The 21442-nt window shown below is 36.8% G+C and carries 19 protein-coding genes; 13 read left to right on the top strand and 6 right to left on the bottom strand.

Annotation, left to right across the window (positions count from 1 at the left end):
• Window positions 1–25 precede the first annotated feature (25 nt).
• Window positions 26–1201, bottom strand: coding sequence for a CapA family protein (locus tag BMX63_RS07725; RefSeq protein WP_093133694.1), 1176 nt, complete (start codon window positions 1199–1201; stop codon window positions 26–28).
• Between the two features lie 94 nt (window positions 1202–1295).
• On the bottom strand, window positions 1296–1877 hold the full coding sequence (plsY, locus tag BMX63_RS07720; protein ID WP_093133691.1) for a glycerol-3-phosphate 1-O-acyltransferase PlsY: 582 nt from the start codon (window positions 1875–1877) through the stop codon (window positions 1296–1298).
• A gap of 229 nt (window positions 1878–2106) precedes the next feature.
• On the opposite strand from plsY, the gene BMX63_RS07715 reads away from it, so the two are divergent.
• The 13 genes from BMX63_RS07715 (at window position 2107) to BMX63_RS07655 (ending at window position 15655) form a co-directional block, all read left to right on the top strand.
• Window positions 2107–2526: a CoA-binding protein gene (locus BMX63_RS07715; RefSeq protein ID WP_093133688.1), complete on the top strand. Its 420-nt coding sequence runs from the start codon at window positions 2107–2109 to the stop codon at window positions 2524–2526.
• Between the two features lie 218 nt (window positions 2527–2744).
• On the top strand, window positions 2745–4694 hold the full coding sequence (gene parE, locus BMX63_RS07710; protein WP_093133685.1) for a DNA topoisomerase IV subunit B: 1950 nt from the start codon (window positions 2745–2747) through the stop codon (window positions 4692–4694).
• A gap of 37 nt (window positions 4695–4731) precedes the next feature.
• On the top strand, window positions 4732–7185 hold the full coding sequence (gene parC, locus BMX63_RS07705) for a DNA topoisomerase IV subunit A (RefSeq protein WP_093133682.1): 2454 nt from the start codon (window positions 4732–4734) through the stop codon (window positions 7183–7185).
• A gap of 155 nt (window positions 7186–7340) precedes the next feature.
• Window positions 7341–7523, top strand: coding sequence for a hypothetical protein (locus BMX63_RS18005; RefSeq protein WP_093133679.1), 183 nt, complete (start codon window positions 7341–7343; stop codon window positions 7521–7523).
• 26 nt (window positions 7524–7549) lie between these two features.
• A complete protein-coding gene (locus BMX63_RS07695; RefSeq protein WP_093133676.1) occupies window positions 7550–8092 on the top strand; it encodes a 2'-5' RNA ligase family protein in 543 nt (180 codons plus the stop codon).
• 356 nt (window positions 8093–8448) lie between these two features.
• Window positions 8449–9228, top strand: a complete 780-nt coding sequence (fabI, locus tag BMX63_RS07690; protein WP_093134085.1) for an enoyl-ACP reductase FabI — start codon at window positions 8449–8451, stop codon at window positions 9226–9228.
• Window positions 9229–9347: 119 nt separating this feature from the next.
• Window positions 9348–9959 (top strand): TetR/AcrR family transcriptional regulator, encoded by a 612-nt coding sequence (locus tag BMX63_RS07685; RefSeq protein WP_093133673.1) that lies wholly within the window; start codon window positions 9348–9350, stop codon window positions 9957–9959.
• Between the two features lie 92 nt (window positions 9960–10051).
• Window positions 10052–11191 carry an acyl-CoA dehydrogenase family protein gene (locus BMX63_RS07680; RefSeq protein ID WP_093133670.1) on the top strand — a complete coding sequence of 380 codons (1140 nt, stop codon included), beginning with the start codon at window positions 10052–10054 and terminating at the stop codon, window positions 11189–11191.
• Window positions 11192–11216: 25 nt separating this feature from the next.
• The gene (locus BMX63_RS07675; RefSeq protein ID WP_093133667.1) at window positions 11217–11429 is read left to right on the top strand and encodes an acetyl-CoA carboxylase biotin carboxyl carrier protein subunit; all 213 of its coding nucleotides are present in this window, start codon (window positions 11217–11219) and stop codon (window positions 11427–11429) included.
• A 44-nt stretch (window positions 11430–11473) separates the two neighbouring features.
• Window positions 11474–12385: a hydroxymethylglutaryl-CoA lyase gene (locus tag BMX63_RS07670; RefSeq protein WP_093133665.1), complete on the top strand. Its 912-nt coding sequence runs from the start codon at window positions 11474–11476 to the stop codon at window positions 12383–12385.
• Complete coding sequence (locus BMX63_RS07665; protein WP_093133661.1) at window positions 12386–13165, top strand: enoyl-CoA hydratase; 780 nt, start codon at window positions 12386–12388, stop codon at window positions 13163–13165. It begins immediately after the preceding gene.
• A 13-nt stretch (window positions 13166–13178) separates the two neighbouring features.
• A complete protein-coding gene (locus BMX63_RS07660; protein ID WP_093133658.1) occupies window positions 13179–14708 on the top strand; it encodes an acyl-CoA carboxylase subunit beta in 1530 nt (509 codons plus the stop codon).
• Between the two features lie 173 nt (window positions 14709–14881).
• A complete protein-coding gene (locus BMX63_RS07655) occupies window positions 14882–15655 on the top strand; it encodes a class I SAM-dependent methyltransferase (protein ID WP_093133656.1) in 774 nt (257 codons plus the stop codon).
• 31 nt (window positions 15656–15686) lie between these two features.
• Here the strand turns inward: BMX63_RS07655 and BMX63_RS07650 are convergent, their stop codons facing one another.
• The 4 genes from BMX63_RS07650 to BMX63_RS07635 all read right to left on the bottom strand — a co-directional run bounded on the left by BMX63_RS07650 (window position 15687) and on the right by BMX63_RS07635 (window position 20998).
• Complete coding sequence (locus BMX63_RS07650) at window positions 15687–17633, bottom strand: AMP-binding protein (RefSeq protein ID WP_093133653.1); 1947 nt, start codon at window positions 17631–17633, stop codon at window positions 15687–15689.
• A 216-nt stretch (window positions 17634–17849) separates the two neighbouring features.
• Window positions 17850–19049, bottom strand: a complete 1200-nt coding sequence (locus tag BMX63_RS07645) for an MFS transporter (protein ID WP_093133651.1) — start codon at window positions 19047–19049, stop codon at window positions 17850–17852.
• Window positions 19050–19508: 459 nt separating this feature from the next.
• The gene (locus BMX63_RS07640) at window positions 19509–20078 is read right to left on the bottom strand and encodes an SGNH/GDSL hydrolase family protein (protein ID WP_093133648.1); all 570 of its coding nucleotides are present in this window, start codon (window positions 20076–20078) and stop codon (window positions 19509–19511) included.
• A 485-nt stretch (window positions 20079–20563) separates the two neighbouring features.
• Window positions 20564–20998 (bottom strand): cell wall hydrolase, encoded by a 435-nt coding sequence (locus BMX63_RS07635; protein ID WP_093134082.1) that lies wholly within the window; start codon window positions 20996–20998, stop codon window positions 20564–20566.
• Between the last annotated feature and the right edge of the window lie 444 nt (window positions 20999–21442).

Here is a 21442-nt window from a genome sequence, read left to right as displayed (position 1 = left end):
ATTATTTTGTTCAATTTAAAAAACTCTAGAGATCAGAAACAACCTCAATTTTGTCTGTATATGTTTTCATATGCTCCTGAATTTCCTGATACAGTTCCTTTGCTTCATGAAGTCCATATTCATCAGCTTTTTTTAAAGGAATAATTTTGTAATTCTTGTAATTCGGCCGATACATATACGTAGGCATAATTTTTGCACCAGAAAGACCATATTGGGTTTCGTTATTCTGGTCAATGGATTTTTCTAATTTTATATGCAATATGCCGCCAATTCTCTGGTAAAGTTCAGATTGGCCGGATAAAAAATTTCCTAATGAATAAATGACAAAAGTTCTTTCACCGTTTTCCTTTGTAATCCATTCAGCAGGTTGTAAAACATGCGGATGATGTCCAAGAATCACATCAGCACCTGCTTCACTGGCCTTGTCAACTACTATCTTTTGCACATCATTGGCTAATCGTTGATATTGTTGACCAAAGTGTAAACTAACGACTACAAAATCCACTTTCGTTTTTAACTCTTTAATATCATCTATAAGTGTGTCATCATCAATATATTGAACGAGATAAGGCTTATCAGCCGGTCGTTGCAATCCATTCGTTCCATAGGTATAAGCCAGAAAGCCGACAGAAATCCCTTTTGCATGTAAAATACGGTCACGCTGTTGATCTTCCTGGCTGCGATTGGCACCTACATAAGAGATGTTTAGTTGATTGAAATGGCTTGTAGCATTTAAAATGCCCTGTTCACCTGCATCCAAAGTATGGTTATTAGCCATAGACACTACATCCACACCCGCATCCTTTAATGCATCTCCTACAGAATAAGGAGAATTAAACTGCGGATAAGAGGACAAACCGAGCTCCTGACCACCAATCATCGTTTCCTGATTCGCAAACATGATGTCCGGTTTTTTCATCGAATTTTTGATAGAATGAAACATCGGCATAAAATCAAATCCATTTGAAGTACGTGCATCTTCATAAACGGTGTTATGTACAAGAATATCACCAACTGCTCCTAATGTGATTTCTGAATGAATTTCTTTGCTTTTCATATCCTGAGACTGAACTTTTTGATGCTGATGAACGGTTAATTCGTTTGACTCATGGTTCGTGTCTCCAATTGTCAGTAAAAAGATCATAAATAAGAGAATAATAACTCCGAATATGCTGGTTAATACCCAGGACCACTTGTTCATGTTTATAACTCCTTTATTTTTCCATCTGTATTATTTTATAGAACCCTGTACAAGAAAATACAACACCTTTGGGATTTTAGGTGTTGTATATTTCCTACATCCATGTAATTTTCGGTTCCGTTTTGTTTATGATACGTTTAATATTCGTCCAATGACGGTAGATGACGAATAATGTCAGAACAGATGTAATGATTATTAAACCGATATGCTGGAGAAAAACGGAACTTATGACTGCTACAATCCCAGTAATCATGGAAGATAGGGAGACATACTTGGATATCTTAAGAATTATTAAAAAAGAGAAGATCATAATAGCAAATAATAAAGGACTCACAGCCAGTACAACGCCTCCTGATGTTGCAACTGCCTTACCGCCCTTAAATTTAGCGAAAATCGGATATGTATGTCCCAAAACTGCAAAAATCCCTATAATTAAAGGTTCAGCTGATGTAGCGAACAAAACAGGGAGTGCAGCTGCCAACGTTCCTTTTAATATATCTGCAATGGTAACAATTAGTCCAGCTTTTACACCTAGTGTCCTAAAAGTGTTCGTTGCTCCTAAATTCCCACTGCCATGTTCTCTTACGTCTAAATTATAGCCAATCTTTCCTACTAACAAGGCAGATGGGATAGAGCCGAGCAAATAAGCGATCAAACCAAAAATAATGTACATCATAATTTCTATTGCTCCCTTTTGTAATGAATGTGGTACAACATGAAACCTCCGTCACAGCCCCATCCATACCTATTAACCTGATCATAGTCCATTCTACCACGAAACCAATGAAAAGAAGAATACTTTTTTGAATTTCAAAATCCTTCGTTTCGTTTATCAGGATTTATATGTAAACACTTTCATTATATATAATTTTTCTATAAAATAAAAGGAAAGGGGGTATTGATAAATGACTATACAAAACCCAGATATGGATGAACTGAAGGAAATATTGGAGAAGTCAAATACAATTGCTGTCGTGGGATTATCAAATAATCCGGAACGTACATCCTATCAGATTGCAAAAATTATGCAAGAAAACGGATATCGTATTATTCCTGTTAACCCCAAAGTAAGGGAAGTACTCGGAGAAAAAGCCTATCCTAACTTAACTGATATAGACATTCCTTTTGATATTATTAACGTATTCCGACGATCTGAATTTTTACCTGACATTGCAAGAGAGGCGGTTCAAACAGATGCTAAAATTTTCTGGGCGCAGCAAGGTATAAAAAATGAAGAAGCCTTTAGTTATTTAAAAGAGCATGAATTTACGGTTATTATGGATGCTTGTATAAAGGTTGTCCATGCTGTTACAATAGGAAAATAAACTGTTATTTAAGATAAAAGTCCCTGTATGAGCAGGGATTTTTTATTTTTTGTTGAAAAAGGTTATTTGCGAAACGTAAAAAAAAGCTTAAAATATAGAGTATATGTCTCTTTATGTTGATAATTGGAACACTTGTTCTATAATAGAAGTAGATTAAAGGTTTGAAAAGTACGGAAATAGAATTGAAATTGTTTTTGTATTGAAAGGGGAACAAGCAATTGAATAACCAAAATTCGTATAATGATGATTCTATTCAAGTATTAGAGGGCTTAGAGGCCGTTCGAAAAAGACCAGGAATGTATATTGGAAGTACAGATCATCGTGGGTTACATCATCTTGTATTTGAGATCGTGGATAACGCGGTGGATGAAGCATTAGCTGGTTTCGGTAATGAAATAAACGTTACGATACATAAAGATGGAAGTGTTTCCGTGCGCGATCATGGGCGGGGAATGCCTACTGGAATGCACAAAATGGGTAAACCTACCCCTGAAGTGATTTTAACCGTCCTGCACGCAGGAGGTAAATTTGGACAAGGTGGTTATAAGACAAGTGGTGGTTTACATGGTGTTGGAGCATCAGTTGTAAATGCATTGTCTGAATGGCTTGAAGTAACCATTTATCGAGATAAAACGATATATAAACAAAGGTTCGAAAACGGAGGTAAACCGGTTTCAAGCCTTGAACAACATGGCGGGACAAGAAAAACCGGAACGGAAATACGTTTTAAACCCGATTCTGAAATCTTCTCTACCATATCATTTCAATTTGAAATTTTGGCTGAAAGGTTGAGGGAAGCCGCTTTTCTATTGAAAGGTTTGAAAATTGTTTTATCTGATGAACAAAATGATGTTTCGGAAACCTATCAGTATCCGGACGGGTTAAAATCCTTTGTAGCCTATTTAAATGAAGAGAAAGACACGTTACATCCTGTCGTTTCCTTTGAAGGGGAAAGTCAAGGAATTGAAGTCGATTTTGCCTTTCAATTTAATGACGGATTTGCTGAAAGTATGTTATCGTTTGTAAATAATGTCCGTACACGGGATGGAGGTACGCACGAATCAGGTACCCGTTCTGCATTAACGCGAAGCATAAATGATCATGCCCGTAAAAACGGTTTGTTAAAAGATAAGGATAAAAATTTAGATGGAAGCGACATTCGTGAAGGATTTACGGCTATTGTTTCTGTCCGAATTGCGGAAGAAATCTTGCAATTCGAGGGACAAACAAAAAGTAAACTCGGAACTTCAGAGGCACGTTCTGCAGTAGATAATGTCATTTCTGAAAAGCTTTCTTATTTCTTAGAAGAAAATCCTGAAACGGCGACTCAGCTTATTAAAAAAGCCATTAAAGCAAGAGAAGCTAGAGAAGCAGCAAGAAAGGCCCGGGAAGATGCCCGTAATGGGAAGAAACGTAAAAAGCGTGACACATTATTAAGCGGTAAACTGACACCGGCTCAATCTAAAAATGCTAAGAAAAATGAGCTTTATTTAGTTGAGGGTGACTCAGCCGGAGGGTCTGCTAAACAGGGAAGGGACAGAAGGTTTCAAGCTGTGCTTCCTCTAAGAGGTAAAGTTATTAATACGGAAAAAGCGAAAATCTCTGATATCTTTAAAAATGAGGAGATATCCACGATTATTCATACGATTGGTGCAGATGTAGGTTCAGATTTTAATATTGAGGATATTCAATATGATAAAATCATTATAATGACGGATGCGGATACAGATGGTGCACATATCCAAGTCCTTTTATTAACTTTTTTTTATCGCTATATGAGGCCCTTAATAGAAGCAGGAAAAGTATATATTGCGCTTCCTCCTCTATATAAAGTTTCAAAAGGTAAAGGTAAAAAGGCTAAAACCGAGTACGCGTGGGAAGAAGATGCATTAAAAGAGATTACTAATAAATTCAAAAACGGTTACACGATTCAACGTTATAAGGGTTTAGGCGAAATGAATGCTGAACAGCTTTGGGAAACAACAATGAATCCGGAAACACGTACCTTAATTCGGGTTACGATTGAAGACTTAGCCAGAGCAGAACGACGAATTACTACATTAATGGGCGATAAAGTTGAACCTCGAAGAAATTGGATTGAATCTAATGTAGCCTTCAGCCTTGATGACGATGAAAATATCTTAGAAAACGACAAAATTCATACTTAATAGTCATGAAGAGAATAGCAAAAAGGAGGACAAGGCATTGACTGAACATGCACAATTTTTGGACCTTCCCTTTGAAGAGGTAATTGGGGACAGGTTTGGGCGTTACAGTAAGTATATTATTCAGGAGCGGGCATTGCCTGATGCCAGGGATGGTTTGAAGCCCGTTCAGCGTCGTATTTTATATGCGATGCACCAGGAAAAGAATACGCATGATAAGCCTTTTCGAAAATCAGCTAAAACAGTAGGAACCGTAATCGGTAATTATCATCCTCACGGGGATTCATCTGTATATGAGGCTTTAGTACGTATGAGTCAAACATGGAAGGTACGAAATGTTTTAGTCGAAATGCATGGAAATAACGGAAGTATTGATGGAGATCCACCAGCAGCCATGCGTTATACGGAGGCTCGTTTAGCGAGTATCTCTTCACAATTATTACGTGATATTGAGAAAGAAACGGTAGATTTTATACCTAACTTTGATGATACCGATTATGAACCAGTCGTTTTACCTGCGAAGTTTCCTAATTTATTAGTTAATGGTTCCACAGGAATATCAGCTGGATATGCTACCGATATACCACCACATAATTTAAAAGAAGTTATTGATGCTGTTGTGATGAAAATTGATAAACCTAAAGCAGACGTTGAAGATTTAATGAAGGTATTAAAGGGACCTGATTTTCCTACCGGAGGAATCATTCAAGGGATTGAAGGAATTAAGAAGGCTTATAAAACAGGTAAAGGCAAAGTAGTTTTACGTGGCAAAGCGGAAATTGAACAGCTTCGAGGCGGAAGAGAGCAAATCGTTATTACCGAGCTTCCTTATGAAGTAAATAAAGCGAATCTAGTTAAAAAATTTGATGAATACCGACTTGATCGCAAAGTTGAAGGGATAGCAGAAGTGCGGGATGAAACAGACCGTACAGGACTTCGTATCGTTATTGAATTAAAAAAAGATGCTGACAGTGAAGGGGTTTTACACTACTTTTATAAAAATACCGATTTACAAATTACGTATAACTTTAATATGGTGGCTATCCATAATAAAACCCCACAATTAATGAGCCTGCCATCGATTTTAGATTCCTACATACAGCATCAGCGTGATGTCATGATTAGACAATCGCAGTTTGATTTAAGGAAAGCCAGAGATCGTGCACATATTGTAGACGGTTTAATGAAAGCAATTTCTATCTTAGATGACGTGATTGCAGCTATCAGGGCATCTAAGGATAAACAGGATGCAAAACGGCGCCTGATGGAACAGTTTGAGTTTACTGAAAAGCAGTCAGAGGCTATTGTCACGTTACAGCTATATCGTTTAACGAATACAGACGTTACTTCCTTACAAGAAGAAGCGGAGGAGCTGCAAAAGCAAATCGAGGAATTAGAGGCCATTCTTAATAGTGAGGAAAAATTACTGAAAGAAATTAAAAAGGATCTAAAGCAAATTCAAAAGCAATATAAAACAGACCGATTAACGAAAATTGAAGAGCAAATTGAAGAATTGAAAATCAATTTGGAAGTGATGGTTGCAAGTGAAGATGTCCTCGTTTCCGTTACAAAAGATGGTTATGTGAAGCGAACCAGTCTTAGGTCATATGCGGCTTCTAATGAGAGTGATTTACCTGTAAAAGAAGGAGATTATCTAATTTCACTTCAGGAAATCAATACAACAGATAAACTCCTCTTGTTTACGAATAAAGGAAATTACTTATATGTCCATGTTCACGAGCTACCTGACATCAGATGGAAGGATTTAGGTCAGCATGTTGCTAATCTTGTTTCTATAGAACCTGAGGAAAAGGTTATTAAAGTCGTTCCGGTAAGAGAATTTGCTGATGATCAATACCTCTTGTTCTTTACGAAAAATGGAATGGTTAAGAAGACGGAATTAAATCAATATGATGCTCAAAGACGTTCAAAACCACTAGTCGCAATTAATCTGAAAGATGATGATGAAGTGGTAAGTGTGCATCAAACAGATGGTAATCAGGATCTGTTTATTGCCTCTAATAAAGGCTATGGGTTGTGGTATCATGAGTCGGAAGTTAAACTTGTAGGTCAACGAGCAGCTGGTGTTAAAGCCATTCAACTGAAGAAGGATGAAGTTGTCGTAAGCGGGGAATGCTTTGATGAATTAGCAAGCCCATCTATTGTGTTAATGACGCAACGAGGAGCATGTAAGCGGATGGTATTGTCCGATTTTGAACAATCCTCCCGTGCCAAAAGAGGTTTGGTCATGCTTAAGGAGCTGAAATCCAAACCACATCGAGTCGTCGGTTTAAACATTATGAAAGAAGAAGAATTCGTTCAGTTTCAAACGGAAAATGGTGAGATTCATGAGTTATATCCATTAGAGTTGAAGAAGCATGATCGTTATAGTAATGGTTCTTTTGTAGTCGATACGGATATAACCGGTGAAGTAGTTCGCACGTGGAAAAAGCCACAGTATATAAAACCATTTGAATCAAAAGAAGAAGAATGAAGGAAAGGGTCTGTTTTATAAGCAGGCCCTTTTTAATGTAACGGGTTCGGTTTTGGAGTACAAAACACGAAATAACATACCAAATAGCAGTCCAATTAACAGGCAAATTGGGCTGCTTATTTTTATTGATTTAAAGGGGTTTTTCAATTAAATAAATGCAAATTAACATTGGAATTCACATCGCTTTTAGTGAAGTGACACAACTTATTGTCATCCATCGAGTTCATGTGTTAAAACAAATGTTATTTACATGGTTAAAGTTAGTATTTAAGAATGGTATTATGTATATTTATGTTAAAATCATGGGAGAACGCTATTCAACTAACGAGGCAGAATAGTTTAATAAAGGTTTGGGGGACTTAAAATGGAGGATTTTAACAAAGATACTTACATAGTATTGGATTTACCTAAAAAAATTGCTGATAAAGTAAAGAAGATAAGGTCTGAACATCGCTATACAATGTCTTTGCCCGCCGAAATAACGGTTACTGGGTCAAGTGGAATAGGAGTATTACAGTATAAACAAAATCCAAGTAATGTCTATTCAACTATTAGAGATGTAACCTCACGAATAAAACCGATTAAATGTAATTTCGGAGAAGTAAGTAGCTTTCCAAATACAGATATTTTCTTTTTCACCTTACAAGATGAAGGTCCTATTCGAGAATTACACAAAGAACTTGTAAAATCGGATATAAAATTTTTAGAAAATCCATTTCCTTATAAGCCACATTGCACATTATGTAACAATCCATCTCTAACAGATATAGAAACTCAAGAATTATTATCAAAGGAAATTAGCGAGGAATTCATTCTTGATACGGTTTCAGTTTATTCTTTGGAAAGAAAATCAAATGATGTTGTAAATGTAAGTTTGCTTGAACGGTTTAAGTTGTCTGGAAAATAATAGATGTCTTATTCAACAAACGGGTGCGTTAGTTGAAGAATAAAAAAAACGCTCAGAGATTAAAAATTTCTGAGCGTTTTTTAGTGCCAATTATATTGTGATTTTAGTTGTTATTTCGGTTGCTAATTATAGTGCGTTTTAACCTTCTATTTGTAATTTTGTACTCCAAAACAGAACGGTTTATTTTTAATGAAGGTGGTTTTTTCTGCTTAAGTGTACTTAAGAACGAAACGTGCGGATTTAACAGCAAATGATGATAATGCAGCCTTAGGTAAAGAAAGAAATTGAACTGAAACTGTAAATCATGTATATTAGAACCAGGTACTAAGGTTAGATAGTAATATGTGTTTAGGAGGATTACCGTGGACTTATTAAGGGTAAAAGATAAAAATATTGTCGTGATGGGTGTGGCTAATGAAAGGAGTCTGGCTTGGGGAGTGGCACAGTCATTATACCAGGCAGGTGCAAATGTGATTTTTACATATCGTCAGGAACGTTCTAAAAAAAAGCTTACAAAACTTTTGGAGAAGCATGAGTATAATACGGATCTGGTCATACAATGTGACGTCAATAGTGATGAAAGCATTGCTCAAGCCTTCAAGGAAATTGGCGGTAAGGTCGGTACTATTCATGGCATTGTACATTCTATCGCTTTTGCTCATGGTGAGGATTTAAAGGGAGATTTTGTAGAAACCTCTAGAGAGGGCTTTGCCTATGCACAAGATACCAGTGCATACTCTATTATTGCTGTAGCACGGGAGGCAAAACCTTATATGACAGAGGGTGGATCTATCATTGGAATGACCTTCCTAGGTGCTCAACGAGTTATTCCGGAATATAAGGTGATGGGAATAGCTAAGTCTGCATTAGAGTCTTCAGTAAAGTATTTAGCTGAGGATCTCGGTAAAGATCACATTCGTGTTAATGCTATTTCTGCAGGACCGGTTAGAACGCTAGCCGCTAAAGGTATTTCTTCTTTTAATGAAATTTTGAATGAAGTAGAAGAAAGAGCTCCATTACGTAAAAATATTACAAAAGAAGAAGTAGGCGATATGGCTCTTGTTATGTTAAGTCATTTATCACGAGGAGTAACCGGTGAGATTATTTATGTAGATTCTGGTTACAATATTCTTTAGTTTTTTTAAACAATTAATCTATGCCTTGAATGATTATGTCGTTCAAGGTTTTATTTTTGTTCAAAAATTCAAAATATTATGCTATACTAAACTATATAAGAAAGGATGGGAGATGATGTATGGCAGAATTAAGAGACAGAATAATGGAGTCATCCTTATATTTGTTTGAAAAATACGGGTTTCACGGAGTTACAGTGAACGATATTGTACAGCATTCAGGTACTTCCAAAGGTGGCTTTTATCATCATTTTCAATCTAAAGACGAACTATTATTTATGATTCATGATACGTTTATTACTTACGTGTTAACAAAAGCAAATGAAGCAATAACTACTTACGAAATACCATCATTTCAACTTCACGCCATCATCCAGTCTTTTGTAAAAGTATTTGATCTTTATAAACCTCACATATCAGTCTTCTATCAGGAAAGCAACTATTTAAAACCTCAATTTGACCAACTTATCAAGCATAAACGAGATCAATTTAAACAACTTATTTTTCGTGTAATTCAAGAAGGACAAATGGCAGGAGATTTCCGTTCCTCATTACCGGTGGAAATTACAGTTATGTCGATTTTGGGTATGGTAAATTGGACATATAAATGGTATCGGAAAGACGGGGAAAAGTCGATTGAAGATATTGCAAATACGTTTTCAAATATAATCTTACAAGGAATTTTAACGGAATCTGCCAAACAAAATCCAGAATTGAAGCTTATTTGTAAATAAGAACCGCCTAAAATTAAAGCGCTTTCAATTGTGCCGGTTACAGACCAACTGGTCGGTCTATTAAGAAGTTCATTTCAAAAAGGGGGACTTTGATGGAGTTTGAATTGACGAAGGAACAGGAAATGACCAAAAACATGGTCAGAGATTTTGCGGAACGTGTGATTCAGCCCAGAACCATTGATATTGATAAGAATGCCCACTTTCCTAAAGATGTCTTTAACGAAATGGCAGAGTTAGGTTTATTGGGTATTCCCTTTCCAGAAGAGTATGGTGGATCTGGCGGAGATACCCTTATGTATGCTTTAGCTGTTGAGGAAATTGGGCGTATATGCGGAAGTACCGGTTTAAGCTATGCTGCTGCTGTTTCGCTGGGAGCCTCACCTATTTACTATTTCGGTACGGAAGAACAAAAACAAAAATTTCTCGTCCCACTCGCGCAAGGTCAATCTTTAGGTTCCTTTGGATTAACAGAACCGAATGCCGGATCTGATGCAGGTGGTACTCAAACAACTGCCAATTTAATTGGTGATGAATATGTGATAAATGGAGAAAAATGTTTTATCACAAATGCCAATTATGCAGATACGATTACGGTCACAGCAGTAACCAGTCAGGGTGATAAGGGCAAAACCGTATCTGCCTTTATTGTACCTGCAAATTCTGAAGGACTGACCATTCGAAGTCCGTATGACAAGATGGGCGTTCGAGGATCTGATACTGCTGAGATTATCCTACAGGATGTTCGAGTACCTAAGGAAAATCTATTGGGTGATTCTGAGAAAGGCTTTAAACAATTTCTTTATACCTTAGATGGCGGAAGGATTTCTATTGGTGCGCTGGGGCTTGGGATTGCACAGGCTTCGTTTGAAAAAGCCTTAGACTATGCTAAGGAGCGTGAACAGTTTGGCCATTCCATATCTAAGTTTCAGGCTATTCAGTTTAAGCTGGCCGATATGGCGATGGAAATTGAACTATCCCGAAATATGGTTTATAAAGCTGCCTGGCTAAAAGATCAGCATAAATCGTTCACAAAAGAAGCCGCATATGCAAAGCTATTTGCTACTGAGACAGCTTTTCGAGCAGCAAATCAAGCCATACAAATACATGGCGGCTATGGTTATATGCGTGAATTTGAAGTTGAACGATATTTACGTGACGCTAAATTATTGGAAATAGGTGAAGGAACATCTGAAATTCAGCGCTTAGTTATAGCAAGACAATTGGGCTGCTAAAAGGTAATAAAGGGAGGAATCCAAAATGAAAAAAATAAAATCGACTATGGCAGGAAATGTATGGAAAATTGTTGTGGAAGAAGGGGAAGAAATCACATCTGATCAAGACGTTGTTATTTTAGAATCTATGAAAATGGAAATCCCCATAACATCTGAATCAAATGGTATGGTCAAAGAAATTAAAGTTCAGGAAGGCGATTTTGTTAATGAAGGAGATACACTGGCGGTTTTAGAGTAAATAGATGATCGAAAATGGATGATTATTGATGGGAGGGTTCGGTTATGAAGCTTCCAGAAGGGATAGTGATTAAAGAAGTTGGACCTAGAGATGGCCTGCAGAATGAACCCGAATTGATTGGAACACAGGATAAGATTGAATGGATAAATCATCTATCAAGTACAGGATTATCTTATATTGAAATCACCTCATTCGTCCATCCAAAGTGGATACCACAGCTTGCAGACGCTCTCGAGGTTGCAAAAGGCATTCATAGGAACAAGGATATTACGTATGCTGCACTTGTTCCAAATCAAAAAGGGTTAGAGAGGGCCTTATCAGCAAATATCGATGAAGTTTCCGTTTTTATGTCAGCAAGTGAAACCCATAATCAAAAAAATATCAATAAATCCATAAAAGAAACCTACCCAGTTATAGAAGAGGTCATTAAAAATGCTAAAAGACATCATAAAAGTGTAAGAGGTTATTTATCTACTGTTTTTGGCTGCCCCTATGAAGGAAAAGTGTCTGTAAAAGATGTCATAACGATATCAAAAACCTTATTTGATATGGGAATTGATGAGTTATCTATAGGGGACACAATTGGTGTCGCCAATCCAAGACAGGTCGAAAGGGTTTTAATCGAAATACGAGAACATTTTCAACAAAATCACATCGCACTCCATTTTCATGATACGAGGGGAACAGCTCTTGCTAATTGCCTGACTGCTATGCAGCTTGGTTTCGATACATTTGATAGTTCATTAGGAGGTCTTGGGGGTTGTCCTTACGCTCGAGGAGCTTCAGGGAATCTGGCAACGGATGATCTTATTTATATGTTACATGGTATGGGAATTTCAACTGGAGTGGATGAAGCTAGGTTAAAAGAAGCTGCTATTTATATTCAGCAAAAACTTCAAAAGTCCCTTTCGAGTCACCAAATGGAAATTATGAATCAAGGAAGGGGGGTTGGATAAATGCAGACGGTGTTATTTGATGTGGTAGAGGATTATATCGGTCTTCTTACCCTTAATCGTCCACAAGCTGCAAATGCATTTTCTGTTGAGCTATTAAAGGATCTTAATGATTGTTTAAATCAAATAGAAAAGCATGACCATATTCGGGTTCTGATTATTAAAGGAAGTGGAGAAAAAGCCTTTTGTGCAGGAGCTGACTTAAAAGAAAGAGAAAAGATGTCTGATGATAAAGTCGTGGAGACGGTTAAGCGTATTAAAGAAACGATTCATCGAATTGAGTCACTTCCTATACCAGTGATTGCCTCCATAAATGGTGCAGCCTTTGGCGGTGGTCTGGAGCTTGCTCTTGCATGTGATATTCGTATCGCAAGTACTCAGGCTTTATTAGGTCTTACTGAAACCTCTCTTGGCATCATTCCAGGAGCCGGGGGAACGCAGAGATTAGCTCGATTAATAGGTCCTGGAAAAGCGAAATACTTAATATTTACTGCCAGGCGTTTAACTGCTGAAGAAGCATACAAGTACGGCATTATTGAAAGAATAGCCGATCGAAATAAGCTTGTGGAAACCGTATTAGCCGAGGCATCTATCATTGCAGAAAATGGCCCCATTGGCGTCCAGCAGGCGAAAGAAGCCATACAATCAGGACTCAACACGGACCTGAAAAGTGGATTAGAGATAGAAGAGCAATGTTATAAAAAAACCATACCAACCCAGGATCGTATAGAAGGAATTAAAGCCTTTAAAGAAAAAAGGAAACCCCATTATAAAGGTAAGTAAAAGGAGTGGAACGATGGCAAACGACGAAAAATTATATCAAACTACTGAACAAATCAAAAAGGGAGGTGATGACAAATATCACAAAAAAAATCAGGAAAAAAATAAGCGTTTTGTGCGTGAACGGCTTAAATTATTGTTTGATCAGGATTTAGACGTAGAAGATGCCTTTTTTGCCAATTGTATGGACGGAAACTTACCAGCTGATGGTGTAGTGACCGGTATAGGAAAAATAAATGGAGAAACCGTTTGTGTTATGGCTAATGATTCTACGGTAAAGGCTGGTTCGTGGGGAGCTCGTACGGTTGAAAAAATAATTCGTATACAAGAAACAGCAGAAAAGCTTGAAGTTCCGATGCTATATCTGGTTGATTCAGCAGGTGCACGTATTACGGACCAGGTTGAAATGTTTCCCGGCAGGCGCGGTGCCGGAAGAATTTTTTACAATCAGGTTAAACTTTCGGGCCGGGTTCCTCAAGTATGTTTATTATTTGGTCCTTCAGCTGCCGGCGGTGCCTATATACCTGCATTTTGTGACCTTGTCGTAATGGTTAACGGAAATGCATCAATGTATTTAGGATCTCCGCGAATGGCTGAAAAAGTTATTGGGGAAAAAGTCAGCTTAGAGGAAATGGGTGGAGCTCAAATGCATTGTAGCATTTCGGGAGTTGGTGATGTTCTTGTCAATTCAGAAGAAGATGCCATAAACTATACAAGAAGATACTTAACCTATTTTCCACCTAACTATAGCTTGAAACCAGAAAAAATAGAATCTAAGCCCGTCAAACCTTCACAAAAATCCATATCTGAAATCATTCCTGAAAATCAAAATGCACCTTTTGATATGTATGAATTCATTCATAGTGTAATTGATGAAGACAGCTTTTGTGAAGTTAAACGCAACTTTGCCAAAGAAATCATTACTGGTTTTGTCAGAATTGATGGTCAATCCATAGGAATCATTGCAAACCAGCCACGTATGAAAGGTGGAGTCCTATTCCATGATTCAGCCGATAAAGCTGCAAAATTCATCACTCTCTGTGACGCCTTTCATATCCCACTGCTTTTTCTTGCCGATATACCAGGATTTATGATAGGTACAAAGGTAGAACAAGCGGGAATCATTCGACATGGAGCGAAAATGATAGCGGCGATGAGTGAGGCTACAGTTCCCAAAATCTCCGTGATTGTTCGAAAAGCCTATGGAGCAGGTCTATACGCCATGGCAGGTCCTGCTTTTGAACCAGATTGTTGTCTTGCTTTACCTACAGCGCAAATTGCGGTCATGGGTCCAGAAGCAGCCGTGAATGCTGTTTATGCTAATAAAATTGCTAATCTGCCTGAGGAGGAACGTGCAGCATTTATACAAGAAAAGCAGAAAGAATACAAGGAAAATATCGATATTTTCCGCCTGGCTTCTGAAATGGTCGTTGATGATATCATTCAGCCTGATCAATTACGTCATGAATTAACGAAACGGTTTACAGCCTATGAAACAAAAAAGCTAACATTTAGTAAAAGAAAGCATGGAGTCTATCCTGTGTAGATTCGTTTATTTAGAGGATATGAGACTACTCATCATCCTCTTTTTTGCTATTAACTTAGAAATTTAAACGTTAAAATATTTCTGAGTTAAATGAACGATTGAATGAATGACATTACATTTTATGGTATTATTTAACTATTCCATAAATTATAGACCATGGGGGGGGGAACTAAGTGGAAGAGAACAAGGCAAAAGTAATTGAACAATTCTCAAAAAATGCAAATTCCTATGTAACTAGTCCATCTCATGCAGAGGGGAAGGATTTGTCAATGATAAGAGATTGGCTAAACCCTGGGAGGAATTGGATTGTGCTGGATATTGCTACTGGCGGGGGACATGTAGCGAAAACCATTTCGCCTGATGTGAAACAAGTATTCGCAACGGACCTCACGAAAAAAATGCTTCAAAATACAGCCAACTATCTTAAAAATTATGAAAATATCTATTTTGTGCTAGCCGATGCAGAGAACCTCCCGTTTTTGGATGATACATTTGATGCTGTCACCTGTCGGATTGCACCTCATCATTTTCCAAGACCGGATTTATTTATTAAAGAAACCTCACGTGTTCTTAAACCAGGTGGTAAATTTCTCTTAATTGACAATATAACACCTGAAGATCCAGAACTCGCAAAATATATGAATGGCTTTGAAAAATTACGGGATAACAGTCATGTGAAATGCTTATCAGCATCGAAGTGGGAGCAGTTAACCCAAGAGCACCAATTAATCAAGCAGAAAAATAATATCCATAAAAAAACCTTTCCATTTTCAAACTGGGTAAGAAGAACAACGGATAAGGCAGAAGAACGAAAAAGAGTTAAAGATTTTATCTTAAATGGCTCCAGTAAAGCTCTTAACTATTTTCGTATTGAACAAAAAGATGGCGAAATCACTTCACTTAAAGTGGATGAAATGATGGCTTTATTTGAAAAACAACATCAATAATAAAACCCCCCTGGTGATAGAGGGGGCTTTATTAACCACTTTTACTAGCAATCTGTCTAATTTCTTCCAGGCAGTAAGGATTTTCGAGTGCTGATAAGTCCCCACTATCCTCATTTAAATATGCGGATTTGATTGCTCTTCGCATTACTTTAGCATTTCGTGTTTTAGGCAGATCCTGAACAAAAAAGAATTCACTGGGGGAAATAGCCTTTCCCAATTTCGCTACAGCTATATTTTTCATTTCTTCTTCCATTAAATTTTTACTTAAATCATGATTGTTTAATACCACAAAGGCAATGGGTGTTTCTCCCTTAACTTCATGGGGGACGCCAATGACACCTGCTTCCAACACATCTTGATGTTGAACCAGTACAGATTCAATTTCAGCTGGTCCTATCCGTTTACCTGCAACATTTAACGTATCATCTGAACGTCCGGTAATCGTGAAAAATCCATCTTCATCTTTGACTACCCAATCACCATGAACCCATGTATCCCTGTAGCGGTTCCAGTACGTATTTTCATATCGTTCATTATCCTGATAAAATCCATGAGTCATACCTACCCAGGGCTTTTTAATTACAAGCTCGCCAACTTCATTAATCACAGAGTTTCCATACTCATCATACACATCAACATCCATTCCGGGTAAAGCAGTATTAAAGGAAACTGGGGCAATTGGTTTAACAAGGACATTACCAAAAATTCCACCAGAAATCTCAGTTCCCCCGGAGTAATTAAAAATCGGTACTTTACGTTTACATATTTTCTCGAATAACCATATCCAAGGTTCCGGATTCCAAGGTTCTCCTGTTGATCCTATCATCTTTAATGTAGATAAATCATGTGGTTCAATCCATTGTTCCCCTTGCCCCATAAGAGAACGAATTAAAGTAGGAGATATCCCGAGATGAGTAACCCGATGCTTTTCTACAAGGTGCCATATACGGTCCGGTTTCGGATAATCAGGCGTACCTTCAAACAGGACAATTCTAGAACCGTTCATCAGTCCACCAAAAACAAGAAAAGGTCCCATCATCCAGCCCATATCGGTATGCCAAAAAAGAGTATCCTCTGGCTGAACATCCATACAAATACCTGCATCGAAACCAGCTTTAATTGGAAAACCGTGATGCGTATGAAGAGCACCTTTGGGTTTACCGGTTGTACCTGAAGTATAAATAATCATAAAAGGATCATTGCCAAACGTTTCCCTAACGTTGTAATCGCTTTCATTATGTCTAATATTCTTCCAGGCTATATCCTTATTGCGGTTCCAGTTTTTTTGATTCTTCAGTCGATCAACAACAATTACTTTTTCAATCGATGGAGCTTCAGAAACAGCTTTATCAGCTTCTTCTTTTAAATGAACCTCTTTACCTCTGCGATAAAAACCATCTGCTGTGATTAGCCATTTAGCATTTGCAGCATTTATTCTTTTTGCCACCGCATCAGCTTTATAACCAGAGAAAGCAGGGGAGAAGATAGCGCCAATTTTAGCAATGGCTAACATGGCGATGACGGTTTCAGGAATCATTGGCATATAAATGGTGACGACATCTTTTGGTTTGACGCCTAACTCCTCGAGTCCGTTTGCCACTTTATTTGTCTCTTTTTCTAATTCAGCAAAGGTAAATGTTTTCGTTTCTCCGTCATCACCTTCCCAGACTAAAGCTTGTTTTTTGGATGTAGTTGCATTATCAGCCCATTTATCTACGCAGTTATATGTAACATTCATTTTTCCGTTTACAAACCATTCCGGATACATCATTCCTTTTGATAAATCAAGTGTCTTCGTATAGGGCTCGAACCATTTTATTCGCAGTTCTTTAACAGCTTGATCCCAAAACCATTCAATATCGTTGATGGATTGTTGATAAAACGCTTCATAATCCTGATATCCAAGTGATAGCATCCAATTATATAATCGAGTGGATTGCTTGAATGACTCACTTGGATTCCAAACCATATCAGACATGATAAGCCTCCTTTTAGATCAGTGAAAATTCTGAAAAACCCCACAAAACAATTATAATATAATGGAAAGGAAGTTAAAACCAAAATATTTCTGCAAGAACATACAAAGGAAAAAAGGGAAGCAATTTATAGTTTAATATAATAATATTATGTAAACTTATGTAATAAAGCAAAGAGCTTGTGATTTAACAGCAAACTCTTTGCTTTGAGATTCTTTCTAAAGGGATTGTTTTAATTTTTTTCGTGCTTTAACTAAATAAAATGAATATAAAATCATAGATAAAAAAACAGAACATGCAGCCGTTAAATAAATCATGTAGTAATCAAAAATAAAAGCGATTTGGCCAAAAATAATTGCACCACAACCAACACCTAAATCAAAAAATGAAAAAAACGTTGCGTTGGCCATTCCTTTACGATTTTCGGCAGCTTTTTCCACTGACCATGCCTGCAACGTGGGTTGAACCGAACCAAAGCCTAAACCGTATAAGGAGGCAGCTAATAGCATGATAAAAGTACTTGGCAACCAAGATAGCAGCAGCATGGCAACAAAAATCAACGAAGCTCCTGGAAGAAAAACATATAAGTGACCTATATGATCATAAATCTTACCGGAAAAAGTTCTTGAAATCATTAAAAAGATAGCAAAGGTAAGAAAATAAAATTCGATACCGAAAATACCTTTTTGCTCTGCATAAATAGGGAGGAATGAAGCAATTCCTCCAAAAGTTACGGTGATAAAAAACAACAAATAAGCAGGCTGTAATGCAGTCTTTTCAAAAATATCCATTTTCATAGCAACGGATTTATTCGGTGATTTTTCAACCTTTTTATAATGTATTTTAGACGATAATAAAAAAGCAATAAGGCCTAATGCAGCACAAATTAAGAACAGATAAGTAAATGACATGACTCCCGCCAAGGTTAACCCAAGAGAAGGTCCGAATGCTAAAGCAAGATTTCCGGATAAACCAAAATACCCCATACCTTCTCCTCGTCGTGCAGGAGGAATGATATCTGTGGCGATTGTTCCAGCTGCAGTGGTTGAAAAACCCCAGCCCATCCCTTGCAAAATCCGCATGATAAATAAGAAAACAATACTTGTAGCAAACGCATAAGAGCCTACAGAAAGTACAAATACTCCAAGGCCAATCATATACACAAATTGACGGCCTCTTGATTCCAGCGCATGACCTGCATAAGGTCTAAGAAGTAACGCAGAAAAGGTAAAAACGCCAACAATAATTCCTATTAGCTGATCATTTCCACCTAATTTTTCCACAAATAAAGGTATAGTAGGAAGTGTCATTTGAAAGCCTAAAAAGATAAAAAAATTAGCCAGACAAATCCGGATAAAATCCCGGGTCCAAATTTTATCTGGATTCCCGTCAGAATAAACACTTTGAGGGTCTGTCATAAAGAGCCGCACCTTTCTTCGATACTCGAAGTATATTATACATGAGGGAAGAGAGATATGAAATGATTATTTGAAAATTAGGACTAGGATACGTGATTATTTGTTTTGCTGGTAATTTGTGAAGTTACCTAAGAAAACAATAAATCAAAAAACCATAATAATTTATGTAGTGCATTTCAGATAAAATTTTATTTTGTCTCACTATCCCAAGAATACTTAGATTATGATACATGTAAAGTATAATTTTCATTACTTCCTATAATTTATATTATGTAAACCTAGATTAATTTACATAAAAATGGTCATTTTCCCTATGTTGATTTTATATCTGTACTTTGGGTATTATTAGCTTGTTTCTCTTACTCTTTCCCCCTTAGAATTTACGATCTTAATTATCCATAGATGCATACTTCCTATGATATTTACGTGCAAGGGTAAAAGAAATTTTGCTAATCTGTATTATCTCAGAAACATCTCATTAATTTTCTTGGTAATTAACCCTGAAAGAAAATTATAACCTTCTTCTCCAAAATGGAGACCATCATCTCTTAAACCTTTTAATATTTTTGGATAATTTTCTAATGAAATCATTTCATTAAATAAATCGATGTACTGGCTACCTGTATCATTTGCAACTTGCTTAACAACTAATGCGTACTTACTTAACGTATCATTAGTTCGTGCAAATTGTGAATTTTCGTCCACAGGTGATGGTGTTATGAAAATAATTTTTTGTGGTTTAACAAGATGTGTTATCTTGTAAAGATTTGTTTTATAAGTGTATATGTCAAACATTTTATGAATTGCAGCATCATTTGCACCAAATAAAACAGTAACTAAATCGGGATTAAATTTTATGACATCCTTCTCAATCCTAGTTAACGCATCACAAGTGTTATCGCCTGAAACACCAGCATTGATTATGTCAAAGTTTTCTAATTCACTAGATAGTTTTGTTGTTAACATAGGTTTACTACACCCTTCTTTTCGTGCTGTAATACTATCCCCGAAACAGACCAGCCTAAGCATACTACTCCTCCAATCTCATCAATGTTGATTTGGAACCCTCACATCTTCAACATAAGAAGAGTGTCTTTGCTCTAAAGTACCTGTATGTATTTCAAAAGGTATTATCGCAGTCATAAAAATAAATGAAGTACCCCCCCACCTTTTATTCTAGGTAGTATAAATCCTTATAATTACATATATCCACAATTCCAATAATTCATAAAAAAGACAATCAACCCTGGATAATAGTCTTGTTCAACTCTTCCCTTGTTACGCTTCACAAAAACTTCAGAATATACTTGTCCAAATTTCCTTCTTTTTTGGGAGTCTGACAAGTCTTTTTTATCAAAACGTCAAGTGCAGAGTAATGAAAGGCAAACATACATAACCCTGCACTTGAATCTTACATTATTCAACAATGCTAAAAATAGTCGATCTATGAAATAAACCCTGTTAACGTAGAACTGATTTCAAGGTTCTATTTTTTGTTGCAAAAGTACAATAATTTAATAAACACTTGCACATGTTCCTGCTGCTGGTTCGTAATAACAATGATTTTTATAACCACCAGTTAAAGGTTCACCATACCATGTTTGAGGACATGGACCATATGGATTGAAATACCATAAGGCATATTTCGCTGGGTGTTCTCTCCAATATTTCAAGTTCTTTCTTGCTAAATTCTTCTCAGCCGATCTCGCTCTTTGATAAAAAAGATTCCCCTTTTGAACAGCTTCAAAAGCATAATTTCCTCCCTGTACTTGAAAAATTACTTCTCGAATTGTTCTTACATCTCTAAAATCTAAACAATCCGCTTTAGCACGATTAACTATTACATTTCCGACATATAACATTCCTTGTTTCCCTTCACCTACAGCTTCCGCCCTCACCATTCTTGCTATTAAATCAACGTCCGAACTTGTGTATTTTACTATAGCCATTTTTTCACCCCAAGATATTATATGAAAAAACACTACATTAATGTCATTAAATTTATGCGTTCGAATACATACCGGATGGTAAAAACCTGAAAAACGCCACTCAGCATATGTAAACCTACGAATGAGAATAGGTGCAAACAATGGTTCGTATTTTTGATGAGTCATTCCAAAGTCACCTACATTTCTCTACTTTAAACTCATCTTCTGAACATCCAAAATAAACAATCGAATCACAGCAAATCAGAAAATGACTGTAGGAAAACTCAAGCTTTCTTACCCCTTGATACAAACGGGTTTTGCGTACTGCATAATGTGTCTACTCAACTCACGTTTTTTATATTTCTTTCATCTGTTTTGTAAGTTTTTGTGACTTTCTAATAGTTGGTTTCATAGCAGAGATAAGGTTTCTGGTGTAAAATTTATTCCACATATTCACTTTAGTTT

Source organism: Salinibacillus kushneri, from assembly GCF_900111405.1.
Lineage (GTDB): Bacteria > Bacillota > Bacilli > Bacillales > Alkalibacillaceae > Salinibacillus > Salinibacillus kushneri.
Note: the sequence above shows the minus strand (reverse complement) of the source record. Positions and strands in the feature narration are given on the sequence as shown.